Annotated in this window: 17 protein-coding genes; 9 read left to right on the top strand and 8 right to left on the bottom strand. The window is 72.5% G+C overall.

What is annotated here, in order from left to right:
- Positions 1-15 precede the first annotated feature (15 nt).
- Positions 16-825, bottom strand: a complete 810-nt coding sequence (locus tag OO62_RS21040; protein WP_033269056.1) for a glycerophosphodiester phosphodiesterase family protein — start codon at positions 823-825, stop codon at positions 16-18.
- The gene (gene yczE / locus OO62_RS21035) at positions 822-1,412 is read right to left on the bottom strand and encodes a membrane protein YczE (protein WP_180290184.1); all 591 of its coding nucleotides are present in this window, start codon (positions 1,410-1,412) and stop codon (positions 822-824) included. Before yczE ends, OO62_RS21040 begins: the two co-directional genes overlap by 4 nt.
- A 194-nt stretch (positions 1,413-1,606) precedes the next feature.
- On the opposite strand from yczE, the gene OO62_RS21030 reads away from it, so the two are divergent.
- On the top strand, positions 1,607-3,115 hold the full coding sequence (locus OO62_RS21030; protein ID WP_033269055.1) for an SCO1417 family PLP biosynthesis transcription factor: 1,509 nt from the start codon (positions 1,607-1,609) through the stop codon (positions 3,113-3,115).
- Between the two features lie 47 nt (positions 3,116-3,162).
- On the opposite strand, the gene OO62_RS21025 is transcribed toward OO62_RS21030, so the two are convergent.
- Both OO62_RS21025 and OO62_RS21020 read right to left on the bottom strand, forming a co-directional pair.
- Positions 3,163-4,926, bottom strand: a complete 1,764-nt coding sequence (locus tag OO62_RS21025) for a membrane protein (RefSeq protein WP_033269054.1) — start codon at positions 4,924-4,926, stop codon at positions 3,163-3,165.
- Positions 4,927-5,080: 154 nt separating this feature from the next.
- Positions 5,081-5,275: a hypothetical protein gene (locus OO62_RS21020; protein ID WP_033269053.1), complete on the bottom strand. Its 195-nt coding sequence runs from the start codon at positions 5,273-5,275 to the stop codon at positions 5,081-5,083.
- A gap of 208 nt (positions 5,276-5,483) precedes the next feature.
- Between OO62_RS21020 and OO62_RS21015 the strand changes: the two genes are divergently transcribed.
- The gene (locus tag OO62_RS21015; protein ID WP_033269052.1) at positions 5,484-5,936 is read left to right on the top strand and encodes a YchJ family protein; all 453 of its coding nucleotides are present in this window, start codon (positions 5,484-5,486) and stop codon (positions 5,934-5,936) included.
- 24 nt (positions 5,937-5,960) lie between these two features.
- Here the strand turns inward: OO62_RS21015 and OO62_RS21010 are convergent, their stop codons facing one another.
- Both OO62_RS21010 and ku read right to left on the bottom strand, forming a co-directional pair.
- Complete coding sequence (locus OO62_RS21010; protein WP_033269051.1) at positions 5,961-6,335, bottom strand: RNA-binding S4 domain-containing protein; 375 nt, start codon at positions 6,333-6,335, stop codon at positions 5,961-5,963.
- Between the two features lie 41 nt (positions 6,336-6,376).
- Positions 6,377-7,435 (bottom strand): non-homologous end joining protein Ku, encoded by a 1,059-nt coding sequence (ku, locus tag OO62_RS21005; RefSeq protein ID WP_033269050.1) that lies wholly within the window; start codon positions 7,433-7,435, stop codon positions 6,377-6,379.
- A gap of 30 nt (positions 7,436-7,465) precedes the next feature.
- Here ku and ligD point away from each other — a divergent pair, with 30 nt between their 5' ends.
- Both ligD and murJ read left to right on the top strand, forming a co-directional pair.
- Positions 7,466-8,350 (top strand): non-homologous end-joining DNA ligase, encoded by an 885-nt coding sequence (gene ligD / locus OO62_RS21000; protein ID WP_033269049.1) that lies wholly within the window; start codon positions 7,466-7,468, stop codon positions 8,348-8,350.
- Positions 8,351-8,493: 143 nt separating this feature from the next.
- Entirely contained in the window at positions 8,494-10,062 is a 1,569-nt protein-coding gene (gene murJ, locus OO62_RS20995; protein WP_033269107.1) for a murein biosynthesis integral membrane protein MurJ, read from the top strand.
- Between the two features lie 18 nt (positions 10,063-10,080).
- Here murJ and OO62_RS40230 read toward each other — a convergent pair whose 3' ends face one another.
- Positions 10,081-10,566, bottom strand: a complete 486-nt coding sequence (locus tag OO62_RS40230) for a hypothetical protein (RefSeq protein WP_211267956.1) — start codon at positions 10,564-10,566, stop codon at positions 10,081-10,083.
- Between the two features lie 69 nt (positions 10,567-10,635).
- Here OO62_RS40230 and OO62_RS20985 point away from each other — a divergent pair, with 69 nt between their 5' ends.
- The 5 genes from OO62_RS20985 to OO62_RS20965 all read left to right on the top strand — a co-directional run bounded on the left by OO62_RS20985 (position 10,636) and on the right by OO62_RS20965 (position 15,568).
- Entirely contained in the window at positions 10,636-11,268 is a 633-nt protein-coding gene (locus OO62_RS20985) for a class I SAM-dependent methyltransferase (protein ID WP_051733473.1), read from the top strand.
- A 137-nt stretch (positions 11,269-11,405) separates the two neighbouring features.
- Positions 11,406-12,641, top strand: coding sequence for an MFS transporter (locus OO62_RS20980; protein WP_078617292.1), 1,236 nt, complete (start codon positions 11,406-11,408; stop codon positions 12,639-12,641).
- A gap of 224 nt (positions 12,642-12,865) precedes the next feature.
- Entirely contained in the window at positions 12,866-13,726 is an 861-nt protein-coding gene (locus OO62_RS20975; RefSeq protein WP_033269048.1) for an endonuclease I family protein, read from the top strand.
- Between the two features lie 103 nt (positions 13,727-13,829).
- Entirely contained in the window at positions 13,830-15,071 is a 1,242-nt protein-coding gene (locus OO62_RS20970; RefSeq protein WP_033269103.1) for a D-alanyl-D-alanine carboxypeptidase family protein, read from the top strand.
- Positions 15,072-15,364: 293 nt separating this feature from the next.
- Positions 15,365-15,568, top strand: a complete 204-nt coding sequence (locus OO62_RS20965) for a cold-shock protein (protein ID WP_033269047.1) — start codon at positions 15,365-15,367, stop codon at positions 15,566-15,568.
- Between the two features lie 82 nt (positions 15,569-15,650).
- Here OO62_RS20965 and OO62_RS20960 read toward each other — a convergent pair whose 3' ends face one another.
- Positions 15,651-16,229 (bottom strand): GNAT family N-acetyltransferase, encoded by a 579-nt coding sequence (locus OO62_RS20960; RefSeq protein WP_033269046.1) that lies wholly within the window; start codon positions 16,227-16,229, stop codon positions 15,651-15,653.
- Between the last annotated feature and the right edge of the window lie 50 nt (positions 16,230-16,279).

Below are 16,279 nucleotides of genomic sequence, written 5' to 3'. Positions count from 1 at the left end.
GGGCGCCCCCGGACGTCATGCGCCCGGGACCCAGCACCCCCGCTCGGTCAGCACCGTGCGCAGCGTCTCTATGTGGTCGGTCATGATGCCATCCACACCGAGGTCCAACAGCGCGTTCATCCGATCCTGGTCGTTGACCGTCCAGACGTGGACCTGCATGCCCAGCGCGTGCGCGGCGCGCAGGAACAGCGGATCGACGACCGGTATCCCGGACTGCGCCTCGGGGACCTGGACGCACACCGCGCTGCGCCGTACCGCCGCACCCAGCAGCCGGTCCAGCGGCAGCACTCCGCGGCCGTACGAGCGCAGCCGCAGGCCGGCGACGCCGCGGGTGCCGAGCGAGCTGGCCATCCGGCCGCCGGCCAGCCGCTGCGCCCGCGCCACCCGGGCCTCCGAGAAGGAGCCCACGCACACCCGGTCCCAGGCGCCGGTGCGGCGCAGCAGGTCGAGCAGCGGGCCGAGTGCGGCGTCCGCCTTGAGGTCGACGTTCCAGCGGGCCTCTGGGAACTCCTCCATCAGGTCCTCGAACAGCGGCAGCGGCTCCCGGCCGCCGACCCGGGCCCGGCGCACCGCGCGCCAGGGGAGGTGCCCGATCGCGCCCCGGGCGTCGGTGACGCGGTCGAGCGTCGCGTCGTGGAAGGCGACGAGCCGGCCGTCCGACGTGGCGTGCACATCGGTCTCCAGATAGCGGTAGCCGAGGCCGACCGCGCGGCGGAAGGCGGCGGCGGTGTTCTCCAGGCCCTCCGCGGCCCCGCCGCGGTGGGCGAAGGGGAGCGGCGCGGGGTGGTCGAGGTAGGCATGGCGGAGGCGTATCGCGGGGGTCACTCCGGCAGTATGGCGCGCTCGGGTGAAGTGACGTGGCGGGCCACCACCCGCGACGGCTGCTCGGGCAATCCCTTGATCGCGAAGAGCCGCAGGAAGAGCTGTGCCAGCGGTCCGATGGCCAGGGCGTAGACCACCGTGCCGGCCCCGATCGAGCCGCCGAGCAGGAAGCCGACCGCGAGCACCGTGACCTCGATGCAGGTGCGCACCAGCCGCACCGGGCGGCCGGTACGCAGGTGCAGTCCGGTCATCAGCCCGTCGCGCGGCCCGGGGCCGAAGCGGGCGGAGATGTACAGGCCGGTCGCGGCGCCGTTGAGGAGGACGGCGAACGCCAGCAGCGGGATGCGGGCGCCGAGCGCGTGCAGCTCGGGCACCAGGGTGATGGTCAGGTCCATCACGAGGCCGAGCAGCACCACGTTCGAGACCGTCCCCAGGCCGGGGCGCTGGCGCAGCGGGATCCACAGCAGCAGGATCAGCGCGCCGGACACGATGGTGACGGTGCCGATCGACAGTCCCGTGTGACGGGATATGCCCTGGTTGAGTACGCTCCAGGGCTCCAGGCCCAGGCCGGCGCGGACCATCAGGCCCATGCTCACGCCGTACAGGGTCAGCCCCGTGTACAGCTGGACCAGCCGGCGCGCCAGCAGGCCCCTCCGCGGACCGGCCTCTTTCGTTATGGACACAAAAATTCCCCCTCCTGGCAGGATTGGACCGACGCGTGACACCATGTGGCGTGTCGGGGCTCGGGAAGTAGAGCCAATTCCGGGAAGGTGGACTGATCTTCATGGCTCAGTGGACTTCAGCGGTGGGGGCGCCCCAGCTGGCCCGGCTGCTCCGGTCGCAGGACCCGCGCGATGCCCAACTCGCCGTCGGCGGACGCCGGTTGCCCGCCTACCGCAGCCTCGCCGACGGCGTCCGCCTGCTCGTGCTGGAAGGCCGGATACCGGTCGCCGCCCGGCTGCCCGCCGAACGGGAGCTGGCCGCCGCCTTCGGCGTCAGCCGCACCACCGTCGCCGCCGCCTACGAAGCGCTGCGCGCCGAGGGCTTCCTGGAGTCCCGGCGCGGCTCCGGCAGCTGGACCGCCGTCCCGGCCGGCAACCCGCTGCCCACCCGCGGCCTGGAACCGCTGCCCCCGGAGGCCGCCGGTTCCATGATCGACCTCGGCTGCGCCGCCCTCCCGGCACCCGAACCCTGGCTCACCCGCGCCGTCCAGGGCGCCATGGCCGACCTCCCGCTCTACGCCCACACCCACGGCGACTACCCGGCCGGCCTGCCCGTGCTGCGCCAGGCCCTCGCCGACCGCTACACCGCCCGCGGCATCCCCACCATGCCCGAACAGATCATGGTGACCACCGGCGCGATGGGTGCCGTCGCCGCGATCTGCCGCCTCTGTACGAGCCCCGGCGAGCGGGTGGCCGTCGACTCGCCCTCGTACGCCAACATTCTCCAGCTGATGCGGGACGCCGGCGCCCGGCTGGTCCCGGTCGCCCTCGGGGAGCGGCTGGCCGGCTGGGACATCCCCGCCTGGCGCCAGGTGATGCGCGATGCCGCGCCGCGCATGGCGTACGTCGTCGCCGACTTCCACAACCCCACCGGCACGCTTGCCACCGAGGACCAGCGCCGCCGGCTCGTCGACGCCGCGCGGTCGGCCGGCACCCTGCTCGTCGTCGACGAGACCATGACCGAGCTCCAGCTCGACGAGGACACCGAACCGCCCCGTCCGGTCTGCGCGTTCGACCCCGCCGGCAGCGCGGTGATCACCGTCGGCTCGGCCAGCAAGGCGTTCTGGGCCGGGATGCGGATCGGCTGGGTGCGCGCCGCGCCCGACATCATCCGCAGCCTGGTCGCCGCCCGCGCCTACTCCGACCTGGGCTCACCGGTCCTCGAACAGCTCGCCATCGCCTCGCTGCTGGAGAGCGGCGGCTGGGAGCAGGCCGTCGGTATCCGCCGCGACCAGGCCCGCGAGAACCGCGATGCGATCGTCGAAGCCCTCCAACGGCACCTCCCCGACTGGGAGTACAGCGTGCCGCGCGGCGGGCTCACGCTCTGGGTGCGTACGGGCGGCCTCTCCGGCTCCCGGATCGCCGAGGCGGGCGAGCGGCTGGGGGTGCGGGTGCCCTCCGGCCCCCGGTTCGGCGTCGACGGTGCCTTCGAGGGCTTCGTACGGCTGCCGTTCACGGTCAGCGGGGCGGTCGCCGACGAGGCCGCCGTCCGGCTGGCCGGCGCCGCGCGGCTGGTCGCGACGGGTGCGCCGGTGGAGGCCGCCGAGCCGCGGCACAGCTTCGTCGCCTGAGGGGCACGTGGCGGGGCGGGACGTCAGGGGGCCGGCCGCCCCGCCCGTCACCGTTCCGCGCGCAGGGCCTCTCGCGAACCGCCCGTGACCGTACGGGACTCGCCGCCCTTGACGATGGACACCCGGGCGGCCGCTCCCACCGGCTCGGCCGCTGACGGCTCCGCCTCGCCCACCTCGTCGACCCCGTCCGTGCCGTCCACCCCGTCCGCCCCGTCCGCCCGGGCCGGGTGGGAGGGCGCGGAGCCGTCCTCCACGGTGGCGAGGGACTCGGTGTCGTCCGGGACCGTGCGCTCCGGCAGCAGCGCCAGGACGGCTTCCCGGTGCCCCTCGCTCGTCGCGTCGTCGAAAGGGTCGGGCGTGGCCGGCACCTGGACCCGCAGGACGGGCCCGCTGCCCAGCCGCGCATAGCCCCGCCCCGGCGGCACGCTCGCGGTCGGCGTGGTGTGCGGCGGCGCCCCGAGCACCGCCCGTACCTCCTCCGCCGTGGCGGTGCCGAGCACCACCCGCGCCTTGGTGTGCGCCCGCACCGGATCGCTCAGCAGGTCGGCGCTCTCGAACTGATCGGCCACGACCACCGTCACCTGGGCCGCCCGGCCGTGCCGCAGCGGCACCTGGAGCCACCGCTGCGGATCGTCCCGGCCCTCCGCCGCCGCGAGGTGGGACAGCGCGGTAGGGCGGTCCACGACGATCCACAGCGGCCGCCGGGTGTCGTCCGGCGCCGGCCGGCCGGACTGCCGGGCCCGGTTCGCCACGACCAGTCGCCGCTCGGTCTCCTGCGAGGCCCACTCCAGCGCCGCCAGCGCCCCCGCCAGCCCGCTCTCCACCCCCCGCACACCGCGGCGCCCGGCCAGACACCCGAACTCGCCGGTGCCGGTGCCGTCGACGACCAGCACATCGCCGTGGACCAGCGCCTGCAACGCGATCGAGCGCAGCAGCGTCGTGGTGCCGCTGCCCGACTGCCCCAGGGCGAGCAGATGCGGCTCGGTGGAGCGGGGGCCGGTACGCCAGACCACCGGCGGCGCGTCCCGGGTGCCGTCCTCGCCGTCGACCGGCAGCGTCCGCTGGACGGAATCCGGGTCGGTGAAGCCGAGCACCGTCTCGCCCGGCGAGGTGACGAAGCGCTGGGCGGCGATATCGGCGGGCAGCGCCGCCAGGACCGTCACGGTCAGCTGATTGGCCAGCTCGTCCCAGGCGAAGTGGTACTCGCGACCGCGGCCGGCCTTCGCGTAGAGGACCTGCTCGATGCGGCCCCGGGACCGGTCCTCACCGTCGGTGAAGTACGCCGGGTACTTGAGCTGCAGCCGCTCCAGCCGCCCGCTGTCGTCGAAGGCGTACTCGCCGAAGACCCGTTCCCAGTCGCCGCCGTGCGCGTACAGCGGGGCGGGGTCGCCCTCGGCGGAGAGGTACGGCACCAGCGCCTCGTACAGCGCCCGCAGCCGCTCCGTCTCCGCCTCGCTGGGACCGGTGACCACCGGGGTGCGCTCCCGGCCCGCCCAGGCCCCTGCCGCCATCGCGGCGATCAGGGCGAGCAGCGGCCCGTACGGCACCAGGGCCACCACCAGCACGCAGGCGCCGATGAAGAACAGCAGCGGACCGCGGCTCTCCTTGGGCGTGGCGTCCCACCGCCCCCGGGCCGCCACCGCCATCCGGCGCAGGCCCCGGCCGATGGTGATCAGGGGGTGGAACACGTCGGAGGCGCTGTCGGCGGCGGTGCGCGCGAACTCGCGACTGCGCGCCAGCGACGCGAAGTTGGCCATCCGGGCCAGCGGTGCGCTGTCGGTCAGGATGCGGGGCAGAGGGCGCCGGGCCACAACTTCTCCTGTTGCTCGTGCGGTGGGGCTTGCGGGCTCGGTGTGGGCGCCGAGCCGGGACGGGCGGCACACGGAGCCGCCCGGACGGGACCTGGGGCGGCCCGTGCGGGCGGGACCCGTGCGGGTGCGCCGGAGGAGGGCGTGGGAGCCACCCCTAGAGCTTGATGCCGCCGAGGAGGCTCGCCAGGCTCGCCCCGCCGGCCTTGATGCTCGGCGCGATGGCGGAACTGGCGAGATAGAACCCGAAGAGCGCGGAGATCAGCGCGTGGGACAACTTGAGGCCGTCTTTCCGGAAGAAGAGGAAGACGATGACACCGAGCAGGACGACGCCGGAAATGGACAGAATCATGGGGGGCTCTCTCCTGGAGGGTGGGGACGGTCACCATGAGTTCTTCCAGCCTCACGGCCCGGATCAAGCCACAAAAAGCCGCAAACGGGTGATTTGTCGTTGAAATTCCCTATATGGGCGCAGCTCCATGACGTGTCCCTCCGGCGTGTCGCTCCGGCGCGGCACCGGCGTGTCGCGACCGCCTCCCGCGGACCGGCACAATCGTCGGGTGTCGAAGCCGAAGAAGAAGCCGCTCACGAGTCCGTCGGACGGGCCCCGCCGCCCCGCCGCCCTCGCCCCCGCCGCGCCCTGCCCCTGCGGGCGTCCGGAGACCTACCGCGACTGCTGTGCCGCCTTCCACGAGGGCCGCGCCACCGCCCCGACCGCGGAGCGGCTGATGCGCTCGCGCTACAGCGCCTTCGCCGTCGGCGACGCCGCGTACCTCCGGCGCACCTGGCACCCGACGACCCGCCCCGCCGCCCTCGACCTCGAACCGGCGCAGCGCTGGACCGGCCTGGACATCCTCGGCACGACCGGCGGCACCGCCTTCCACACCGAGGGCACCGTGGAATTCCGCGCGCACTACAGCCTGCACGGCGTCGCCGGCAGCCAGTACGAGCACAGCCGCTTCGTCCGCGAGAGCGGCGAGTGGGTCTATCTGGACGCGCTGCCCGACGCCTGAGCCGGTCCGCTCACCGGCCGGCGCTCACCGCTGCCGCAGCTGGTCGATCTCGCGCCGGTCGCGCTTGGTGGGCCGCCCGGTGCCGCGGTCGCGGTGGGCGATCAGCGGCTGCTCCTCGCGCGGCGGGGCCGGCGGGGAGTTGTCGACGAAGCACTCGGCGGCGACGGCCGCGCCGACCCGCTTGCGCACCAGCCGCGAGACCACCACGATCCGCTCCCGCCCGGCGTGCCGCAGCCGCACCTCGTCGCCGTTGCGCACGGCGTGGGCCGGCTTCACCCGCTCCCCGTTGACCCGTACGTGCCCGGCGCGACAGGCCGCCGCGGCCAGCGAACGGGTCTTGGTGAGCCGTACGGACCAGATCCAGCTGTCGATGCGGGTGGTCCCCTCGTCTGAAGCCATACCCAGACTCTAGAACGGGCGGGGGAGGCGGTGGTGGACGGTCAGCCGGACTTCTTCGCCCGCGGCTTCCCGGCCGCGGTCTTCTTGGCCGCGGCTTTCCCGGCGGTGCTCTTCCCGGTGGCCTTCCGCGCGGCCTTTTCCGTGGTCCCGCCCGTGCTCTTCTGTGCGGTCCGCGCGGTGGATTTCTTCGCGCCGCCCTTTGCCGCGGTCTTCTCGGCCGGAGCGTCGGCCGTGCTCTTCCCGGCCGCGGGCTTCTTCTCCGCGGCCTTCTTCGTCGTCCGCCCCCGGATGGGCGTCACCGACGCCGACTCCGCGCCCTCCCCGCGGCCCGACCGGGCCGCCCGCACGCTCTTCTCCAGGGCCGCGGTCAGATCGATGACCTGGGCGTCGGACGCACTCGGCGCGGGGGCGACCGGCTCCTCGCCCTCCAGCTTGGCGGCCGCCAGCTCCTCGACGGCCTCCCGGTAGTCGTCGTGGAGTTCTGCCGGGTCCAGCTCACCCAGGGAGTCCATCAGCGTCTCGGCCAGCGCCATCTCGTTCTCGCGCAGCTTGACCTCCTCGTGCACGACGTCGGGGGCGGGGCGGACCTGGTCCGGCCACAGCAGCTGGTGCATCACGATCGCCCCGTCGTGCGCCCGCAGCATCGCCAGCGACTCCCGGCCGCGCATCGCCACCTTGCCGAGCGCCACCTTCCGGTGGTGCTCCAGCGCCTCCCGCAGCAGCGCGTACGGCTTGGCGGCGGACGCCCCGTTGGGTCCCAGGTAGTACGCCTTGTCCATCTGGAGCGGGTCGATCTCCGAGGGGTCGACGAACGACAGAATCGTCAGCGCCTTGCCGGTGGGCGCCGGCAGCCGTGACAACTCGTCGTCGGTGACCGGCACGACGGTGTCGTCGCCCGGCGGCTGATAGCCCTTGCCGACCTCCTCGTTCGGCACCTCCTTGCCGTCCAGCTCGCACACCTTCCGGTACTGGATCGGCGCGCCGTCCTTCTCGTGGATGCGCAGGAAGGAGACCGACGAGGTCCGCTCGGTGGCGCTGTAGGTCTTCACGGGGATGGTGACCAGGCCGAAGGAGATCGACCCATTCCATATAGAACGCATATTTCACCCCTTGTGTGGGATTCTCATCGTATGTCGCCGATCACCGTCGTGGAGGGGCGGCGCCTCCCGCTGACCAACCTCGACAAGGTCCTGTATCCCGAGACCGGCACCACCAAGGGTGAGGTCGTCCACTACTGCACCACCACCGCTGAGCCGCTGCTCGCGCACCTCCACGACCGGCCGCTGTCCTTCCTGCGCTACCCCGACGGGCCCGACGGCCAGCGCTTCTTCACCAAGAACGTGCCGCCCGGCACGCCCTCCTGGGTGAAGACCTGCGAGGTCCCCCATTCGACGTCCGGGCCCACCCGGCAGGCCCTGCTGCAGGACCTGCCCTCACTCGTCTGGGCCGCGAACCTCGTCGTCGAACTGCACACCCCGCAGTGGACCTGCCGCGCGCCGGGCACCGCAGACCGCCTCGTCCTGGATCTGGACCCCGGCGACCCCGCCACCGTCGTCGAGTGCTGTACCGCGGCGCAGTGGCTGCACGAGCGGCTGGCCGCCGACGGCCTGGAGGTCTTCGCCAAGACCAGCGGCTCCAAGGGCCTGCATCTGGTCGTGCCGATCGAGCCCACCCCGTCGGAGCGGGCCACCGCCTACGCCAGGACCCTCGCCGTCGAGGCGGCCAGGGCCCTGCCGGACCTCGTCGTGCACAAGATGACCAAGGCGCTGCGGCCCGGCAAGGTCTTCATCGACTTCTCCCAGAACGCCGCCGCCAAGACCACCGCCGTCGCCTACACCCTGCGCGCCCGCGCCACTCCCACCGTCTCCGCCCCGGTCACCTGGGACGAGATCGCCGACTGCCGCGACCCGGAGCAACTCAGCTTCCTCTTCGATGAGATCGGTCCCCGCATCGAGCACTACGGCGATCTGCACGCACCGCTCCTCGACCCCGATCGGGCCCGACCGCTGCCCTGAGCGGCATAGTTGTCCCCATGACCGACGGGATACCGGATGACACGTTGCCGCTGCGCGCCCCGAGCCGGCAGACCACCGGCGGGGGCGACGCCACGGGGAAGGAGGCCGCCGCCAAGGGCGGGGTGGCGCGTTCCTCGCTCCTGATGGCCGTGGGGACCGTGGTGTCCCGTGCCACCGGGCTGTTCCGCAATGTGCTCCAGGCCGCCGCCCTCGGCACCGGCCTGCTCGCCTCCACGTACAACACCGCCAACGTCGTCCCGATGAGCCTCTACACCCTGCTGATCGGCGGCGCGCTGAACTCGGTGCTGGTACCCCAGCTGGTGCGCGCCCGAGCCGAGCACGCGGACGGCGGCCGCGCCTTCGAACAGCGGCTGGTCACCCTCGTCCTGAGCGTGCTGGCGGTCGGCACACTGCTCTCGGTGTGGGCCGCGCCGCACCTCGTCGCCGTCTACACCACCGACACCCCGGCGACCCACGCCGCCTTCGAACTCACCGTCGTCTTCGCGCGCTTCCTGCTCCCGCAGATCTTCTTCTACGGACTCTTCTTCATCCTCGGCCAAGTCCTCAACGCCCGGAGCAAGTTCGGCGCGATGATGTGGACCCCGGTCCTCAACAACCTCGTCCTGATCGCGATGTTCGGCGTCTACCTCGGCCTGCTGGCCGGGCCCGACCGCATCGAGGACATCACCCGGAGCCAGATCGACCTGCTGGGCCTCGCCACCACCGGCGGCATCGCCCTCCAGGGCCTGGCGCTGATCCCGTTCGTGCGCGCCGCCGGCTTCCGCTTCCGGCCGCGCTTCGACTGGCGCGGCAGCGGCCTCGGCAAGAGCATCGCGGCCGCCCGCTGGACGCTGCTGTTCGTCCTCGCCAACCTGGCCGCGATGACCGTCGTCACGCACTACGCCAACGCCGCCGACCAGCAGCTCCCCACCGCCGGCGTGGGGTACACCGCCTACAGCTACGCCCAGACCGTCTGGATGCTGCCGCAGTCGATCGTCACCGTCTCGCTCGTGACGGCGCTGCTGCCCCGGATGAGCCGCGCGGTCGCCGAACACCGCCTGGACGATCTGCGCGGCGACCTCTCCCGCGCCTTGCGCGCCAGTGGCGTCCTCATCGTGCCGGCCGCGTTCTTCTTCCTCGCCTTCGGCCCGCAGACCGCCCAACTGCTCTTCGCACACGGCTCGGTGGACGCCGCCTCGGCCGCGCCCGCCGGTCACATGCTGCAGGCGTTCGGCCTCGGCCTGATCCCGTTCTCCGCGCAGTACCTGCTGCTGCGCGGCTTCTACGCCTTCGAGGACACCCGTACGCCGTTCTGGATGGCCTTCTGGATCAGCGCGGTCAACGTCGCCCTGGCCACCGCCTGCCATCTGCTGCTGCCCGCGCGCTGGTCGGTCACCGGTATGGCCGCCGCCTATGCCGTCGCCTACGGCGTCGGTCTGCTGGTCACCGCGCTGCTGCTGCGCCGGCGCATCGCCGGCCGCCTCGACGGCCGGCGGCTGTGCCGTACCTACGGCAGGCTGGCCGTGGCCGCCGCCCTGGCCGGTGCGGCCGGCCGGCTCGCGGCGTGGGCCTGCACCGGTGCGTCCGTTCCGGCGGGCTGGGCCCCCGCCCTGGCGCTGACCGCCGGCGGACTCACCATGGCGCTGCTCTTCCTGGGGCTGGCCCGCGTCCTGCGGATCGACGAGCTGCGCCGGCTGCCGGGGCTGCGCTGAGCGGTCCGGCAGGCCCGTTCACACCGCCTGCGGCCGTTGCCAGGATGCCCGCGCGGCGGCCTCGAGCCAGCCGACGACGGCCCGGACCGTGGCGTCGCCGAGCCCGGCCAGCTCCGCGAGGGCGGCCTGATCACCCTCGGACGGCGCGACCCCGGCCGCGGCGAGGGCGGCCCGGAGGTCCGGCCGCTGCCGGTCGGGCAGCGCCACCGGACCCTGTAGGCGCTCCTCGGGGCCCGGGGGTAGGAGCGGCAGATCCTCGGCGCGCGCGTCGAGCGGCAGCCGGTCCTCGGGGCGGGGCGGCGGAAGCAGGAAATCGGCCGGGAAGGCCAGGGTGCTGAGCCGGTCCTCGGCGCGCGGGGGAGCGAGCACCGGGACCGGTGTCGCGCCGTACGGCGGGGGAGTCGGGCAGTGCGGCGTCATCGGGGCCTCCAGATCGCGGTCCGAGGAGCGGAGGGGGTCGACGAAGCAGTCGTCAGCTCTTCGGAGGCCCTGGTACGCCCCCACGGTTCCGGAACGGGCCCTGTTTCACCCGATCGGGGCAGCTCACGCCGGGTGCCCGGCTACCGTTGCCGGATGCCGCCCACCGACGGACCGATGTCCCCGCGCCCGTACTGGAACCACAACGTGCACTACCACCGGCTCGTACGGGACGCGGTCCCGGACGGCTGCGCGCGGGCACTGGACATCGGCTGCGGCGACGGCCTCCTGGTCGCCGAACTGGCCGGGCTGGTCGGTGAGGTGACCGGAGTGGACCGCTCCGCCGCGATGGTGCGGCTGGCCCGGGTGCGCGGTGCCGGGCTCCCCAACGCCGCGTTCGTCGAGGCCGACGTCATGACGGCGGAGGAGATCCGGCCGGGTGCGTACGACTTCGTCACCGCCGTGGCCGTCGTCCACCACATCGGCTTCGAGGCCGCGGCCCGGCGGATGGCCGAGCTGCTGGCGCCCGGCGGACGTCTCGTCATCATCGGTCTGGCGAACAACCGGACGCTGCTGGACCGGTGCGTCAGCGGCGCGGGACTGCCCGCCGCTCGCCTCCTCGCCCGGCGCCACGGGGGCAAGAACGGGCCGCCGGGGATGCCGGTCGAGGACTCGGACATGGCCTGGGGTGGGGTCCGGCGGGCGGCCCGGGACTGCCTGCCGGGCAGTCGTGTGCGTCGCCATCTGCTGTGGCGCTATTCGGTGGTGTGGGACAAACCCCTGATCTGAGCACGGAGTTCGTCACCGCCCGGCGGCCGGGCCGGGCCGGGCGTCGGCTCGTCGAAGTTTTGGAATAGCCGATCCAAAATGATGTTAGAGTCCCGGGCATGTATTGGAACGATCGGTTCAGAAATGGGGTTCCGGGCATGTCGCGCGCCGTGTACGTCCTGGCCGTGGGCATCTTCGCCATGGTGACCAGCGAGTTCGCGGTGGCCGGGCTGATGCCGCAGATGGCGGACGGGCTGGGGGTGGGCATCCCGCAGATCGGCTATCTCATCACCGCCTTCGCGGTGGCCATGTCGGCCGGCGGGCCGTTCCTCACCGTTGCCGTGCTGCGGCTGCGTCAGAAGCACGCGCTGATGGTGCTGTTCGGGATATTCCTGACGGGCAACGTGCTGGCCGCCCTCGCGCCGGACTACGGGGTGATGCTGGCGGCGCGGATCGTCACCGGCGTCGCCTCCCAGGCGTTCTTCGGGGTGGCGATCTCCCTCTGCGTCCAGGTCACCCGCCCGGAGGTCCGCGGTCGGGCCATCGCGCTGGCGATGAACGGGCTGATGCTCGGCACGCTGCTCGGGCTGCCGCTCTCGACGGTGATCGGTGAACACCTGGGCTGGCGGGCGGCGTTCTGGGTCATTTCGGGGATCGCGGTACTCGCCGCACTCGCCACGCTCGTCGGAGTTCCGCCGCAGGGGCGTGCCGGAGGCGGCGGCGTCCGGGAGGAACTGGCCGCGTTCAGGAATCCCCGGCTGTGGCTGGTGCTCTCGACCAGCACCCTGATCATCGGCGCGACCTTCTCGGCGTTCAGCTATCTCCACCCCATTCTGACCGAGGTCACCGGATTTGATTCCGGAACCGTGCCGCTGCTTCTCATCGGATACGGTGCCGCCACGGTCATCGGCAATGCCGTCGTCGGACGACTCGCGGACCGGCACACCGTGGCGGTCCAACTCGTCGGGCTGGCGCTGAATTTCCTGTTCCTCGCCGGATTCGCCGTCCTCGCCCGGCTCGCCGTTCCGGCGGTATTGCTCACGACGGGAATCGGGCTGGTCGGAGTGACCATGAACCCGGCCATGGTCACTCGTGTCCAACGCATAGCCAATTCCGGTCCGTTGGTGAATACCGTGCATTCGTCCTTCATCACCCTCGGGGTCATCGTGGGGTCCTCGGGCGGCGGTCTGGCGATCAACTCCTTCGGCCTGCGTGCGCCGTTGTGGCTCGGCGCCGGGCTTGCCGTCCTCGGCGTTCTGACCCTGCTGCCCGACCTACGGCGGCGCTCCGGGGCGGTGCCGGCAGTCGCCCCCGAGCAGCGCGACTCGGAGCCGTACGCCCTCCGTGCGGATGCGGCGGGAGAGCCGGAAGGGGCCTGTCTGGCGCGGCCATGACAGACCGTTGACCGGCCCTGACGGACCGTCTATCAGCGGTGTGGCGTGTGCGGGGGGAATGCGGTGGTTGCCACGGAGCGGACACACAACTCCCCCCTGGTGTTCACACCGTGGTGATTACCGCGGTGGAAAGCTGCCTGCGGCCGTATAACCGACGGCCGGTGCCGGACGTGCCCCCACAGCTTTCACGCCCGGTACCACAATTCGGGGAGAGGACACCCTTCGTGGACAAGACCCACAAAACCCATCGCGGCCGCGCGCTGGCCCTCGCCACCGTCACCGTCGTGGTGGCGGTGGCCGCGCAGATCCCGGCCAGTGCGACCGCCGGGCCGGCACACCACGGATCCGGCAGCGCGACGGCCGCGCACCGCGCGTCCATATCCGTCGGCACGTATGACGACACCTACTACAAGGACGCCGTCGGAAAGACCGGAAAGGCGCTCAAGGACGCGCTGCACCGGATCATCAGCAGCACCCAGACCGGGAAACTGACCTATTCCCAGGTCTGGGACGCCCTCAAGAACACCGACCAGGACCCGGCGAACAGCGCGAACGTGATTCTGCTGTATTCCGGGAAGTCCCAGAGCAAGAACTCCAACGGCGGGGATCCGGATGACTGGAACCGCGAGCACGTCTGGGCGAAGTCGCACGGCGACTTCGGTACCGCCACCGGCCCCGGGACCGACCTGCACCACCTGCGCCCGGCGGACGTCTCCGTCAACAGCACCCGGGGCAACAAGGACTTCGACAACGGCGGCACGGAGGTCGGCGAGGCGCCGGGCAACTACACCGACGGCGACTCCTTCGAGCCCCGCGACGCGGACAAGGGCGATGTCGCCCGCATGATCCTCTACATGGCCGTCCGTTACGACGGCGGCGACGGCTTCCCCGACCTGGAGCCCAACGACACGGTCGGCAACGGCAGCCACCCGAACATCGGCCGGATCTCCGTCCTCAAGCAGTGGAGCCAGCAGGACCCGCCCTCGGCCTTCGAGAAGCGGCGCAACCAGGTGATCTTCGACAAGTACCAGCACAACCGCAACCCGTTCGTCGACCACCCCGAGTGGGTCAACCAGATCTGGTAGCGGACGGCCGGCCGCCCCGGCGGGCGCATCCACCGGGGCGGCCGGACATCGGATGGAGTACGTCAACCGGCGGGCGGCCGCGGTCGTTCTTAGCGTGGGCCTCATGTCGAGCGTGAGTTGGGCCCCCGTCAGAGCCGTTACCGCGGCCACCGTTTGCGCCGCGAGCCTGCTGGCCGCCGCCGGACCGGCGCTCGCCGACGGCCCGCACGGCGTCGACGATCTGCGGCCCGGCACGCACCTGGCCGAGCCGGGCGACGCCGGGAACCGGCTGGACCGGCACGGTGTGCAGTTCCAGCCCCGGGACGGCGTACCCGAGCCGCCGGACGTCACCGCACTGTCGTGGATGGTCACGGACCTGGACAGCGGCAAGATCCTGGCCGCCAAGGACGTCCACCGGCCGCTGCCGCCCGCCAGCACGCTCAAGACCCTCTTCGCGGTGACCGTGCTGCCGAAGTTCTCCCAGCGGCAGGTGCACACCGTCTCCCTGGAGGACCTGGCCGGCATCGAGTCGGGGAGTTCGATGGCCGGGCTCAAGGAGGAGGTGCCGTACCACGTCGCCGACCTGTGGCACGGCGTGTTCCTGAGCTCGGGCAGCGACGCCGTGCACACCCTGGCCAGCATGAACGGCGGCTGGAACAAGACCATCGACGACATGCAGGAGACCGCGCGGCGCCTCGGCGCCCGCGACACCAGGGTCGAGTCCGCGGACGGCTTCGACACACCGGGGCAGTTCTCCTCCGCCTACGACCTCACGCTCTTCGGGCAGGCCGGGCTGACCAACCCGGACTTCGCCCGGTTCGCCTCGACGAAGCGGGCGGAGCTGCCGCAGGAGGGCGGGCCGGACGCGTTCGGCATCCAGAACACCAACCGGCTGCTGGTCGGCTCGCACGGCGTCCGCCCGTACGACGGCCTGATCGGGGTGAAGAACGGCTACACCAGCCACGCCGGCAACACCCTCGTCGCCGCCGCCCGGCGCGCCGGCCGCACCCTGCTGGTCACCGTCATGAACCCGCAGTCCGGCGGCCGGAACGCCGTCTACGAGGAGACCCGCGCCCTGTTGGACTGGGGGTTCGCCGCGGCACCCCGGGCCGTGGCCGTCGGCATGCTTCCCACCCTGGCGCCCGGTGACAGGCTGGCGGACCTCCAGCGCGTCGCCCACCGGCCGGACGGGCAGACCGCGCTGCACAAGGCCCCCGTCGCGGCACAGACCGATGCCGGCGCGCGCCAGCGGTGGCTGCTCTCGGCGGCCGCGGCCGTCGGGGTCATCGCGGTCGCCGGGCTCGGCACCGGCCTGTGGCGGCGCCGGCGCAAGCCCCGCGAGGCAGCGGCCGAGGAGTCCGACTGAACTCACCCGGCCGCACCCACCGGCGGTCGTACGGGTGTCCGATCGGTCAGGGATACGGAGGACATCCGATGGCCTTGCCCGGTGAAGGGCGACGCGTCAGCCACGGTTGTGCGGCCCGCCGGGCGCTCTGCGGTGTAGCGTCCTGCTCAGCTGTCGTGGTTCCGAAGTACCGGGCGCCCGTGTCGCATTCACGGGCGTTCTTGCTGTGCGGTGCGTGTCCGGGCCAGGCGATCACCTCCGGGTTCCGCAGCACGCGGAAGCCGATTCGAGCCCATTGAACAAAGGAGACGTACATGGCTTCCGGCACGGTGAAGTGGTTCAACTCGGAAAAGGGCTTCGGCTTCATCGCCCAGGACGGTGGCGGTGCCGATGTCTTCGCGCACTACTCCAACATCGACGCGACCGGCTTCCGCGAGCTCCAGGAGGGGCAGAAGGTGACCTTCGAGGTCACCCAGGGCCACAAGGGGCCGCAGGCGGAGAAGATCCGCCCGGCGTAGTCCGTCCCACCCGCGTCGGCGCCCGTTCCCTGTCGGGGGAGCGGGCGTCGACGCATGGGGCACCGCCCCACCCGTCCGGCCGTCACGGCCGGCGGTCGTTGAGGATCTTCTGGAAGAGACGGTGGTCGCGCCAGGCACCGTTGATGTGGAGGTAGCGCTCGGCGGTGCCGAAGAGGGTGAAACCGCACTTGGTCAGCACCCGTTGCGAGGCGACGTTGTGCAGCAGGGTGCCGGCCTGTAGCCGGTGCAGGCCCAGCTCGGTGTCGGAGAGGGCGCACACCGCGCGTACCGCGGCGGAGGCCAGCCCGCGGCCCACCTGCCCGGCGTCGATCCAATAGCCGAGAGAAGCACTGCACATCGGCCCGCGGGTGATCCCGCTGAGGGTGACCGCACCGACGACGTCGGGCTCCGCCGCGTCCTGATCGGGCTGCCGGACCAGGACCCACGGCACGGCCCGCCCGGCGCTCCACTCCGCGAGCAGACCCTGAAGCCGCTCCGTCTGCCCGGCGGGCGTGAAGAAGGACTCGTGCCGGTCCGGCTCCCAGGGGCGGAGGTGGTCACGGCTGCGCTGATAGGCCCGGGCGAGGGGCGCGGCGTCCTCCAGCACCGGGAGACGCATCAGGACGTCGGGCGTCAACCGGGCGGACGGTGCGGGCGTCATCCGAACAGCGTACGCGCGGTGCGCCGGACGGGGGAGCGGCGGCCGAGCAC

The sequence above is a fragment of the Streptomyces lydicus genome (genome assembly GCF_000717345.1).
Classification (GTDB): domain Bacteria; phylum Actinomycetota; class Actinomycetes; order Streptomycetales; family Streptomycetaceae; genus Streptomyces; species Streptomyces lydicus.
The sequence above is the reverse complement of the archived record's forward strand: the minus strand, read 5'-3'. Positions and strand labels throughout refer to the sequence as shown.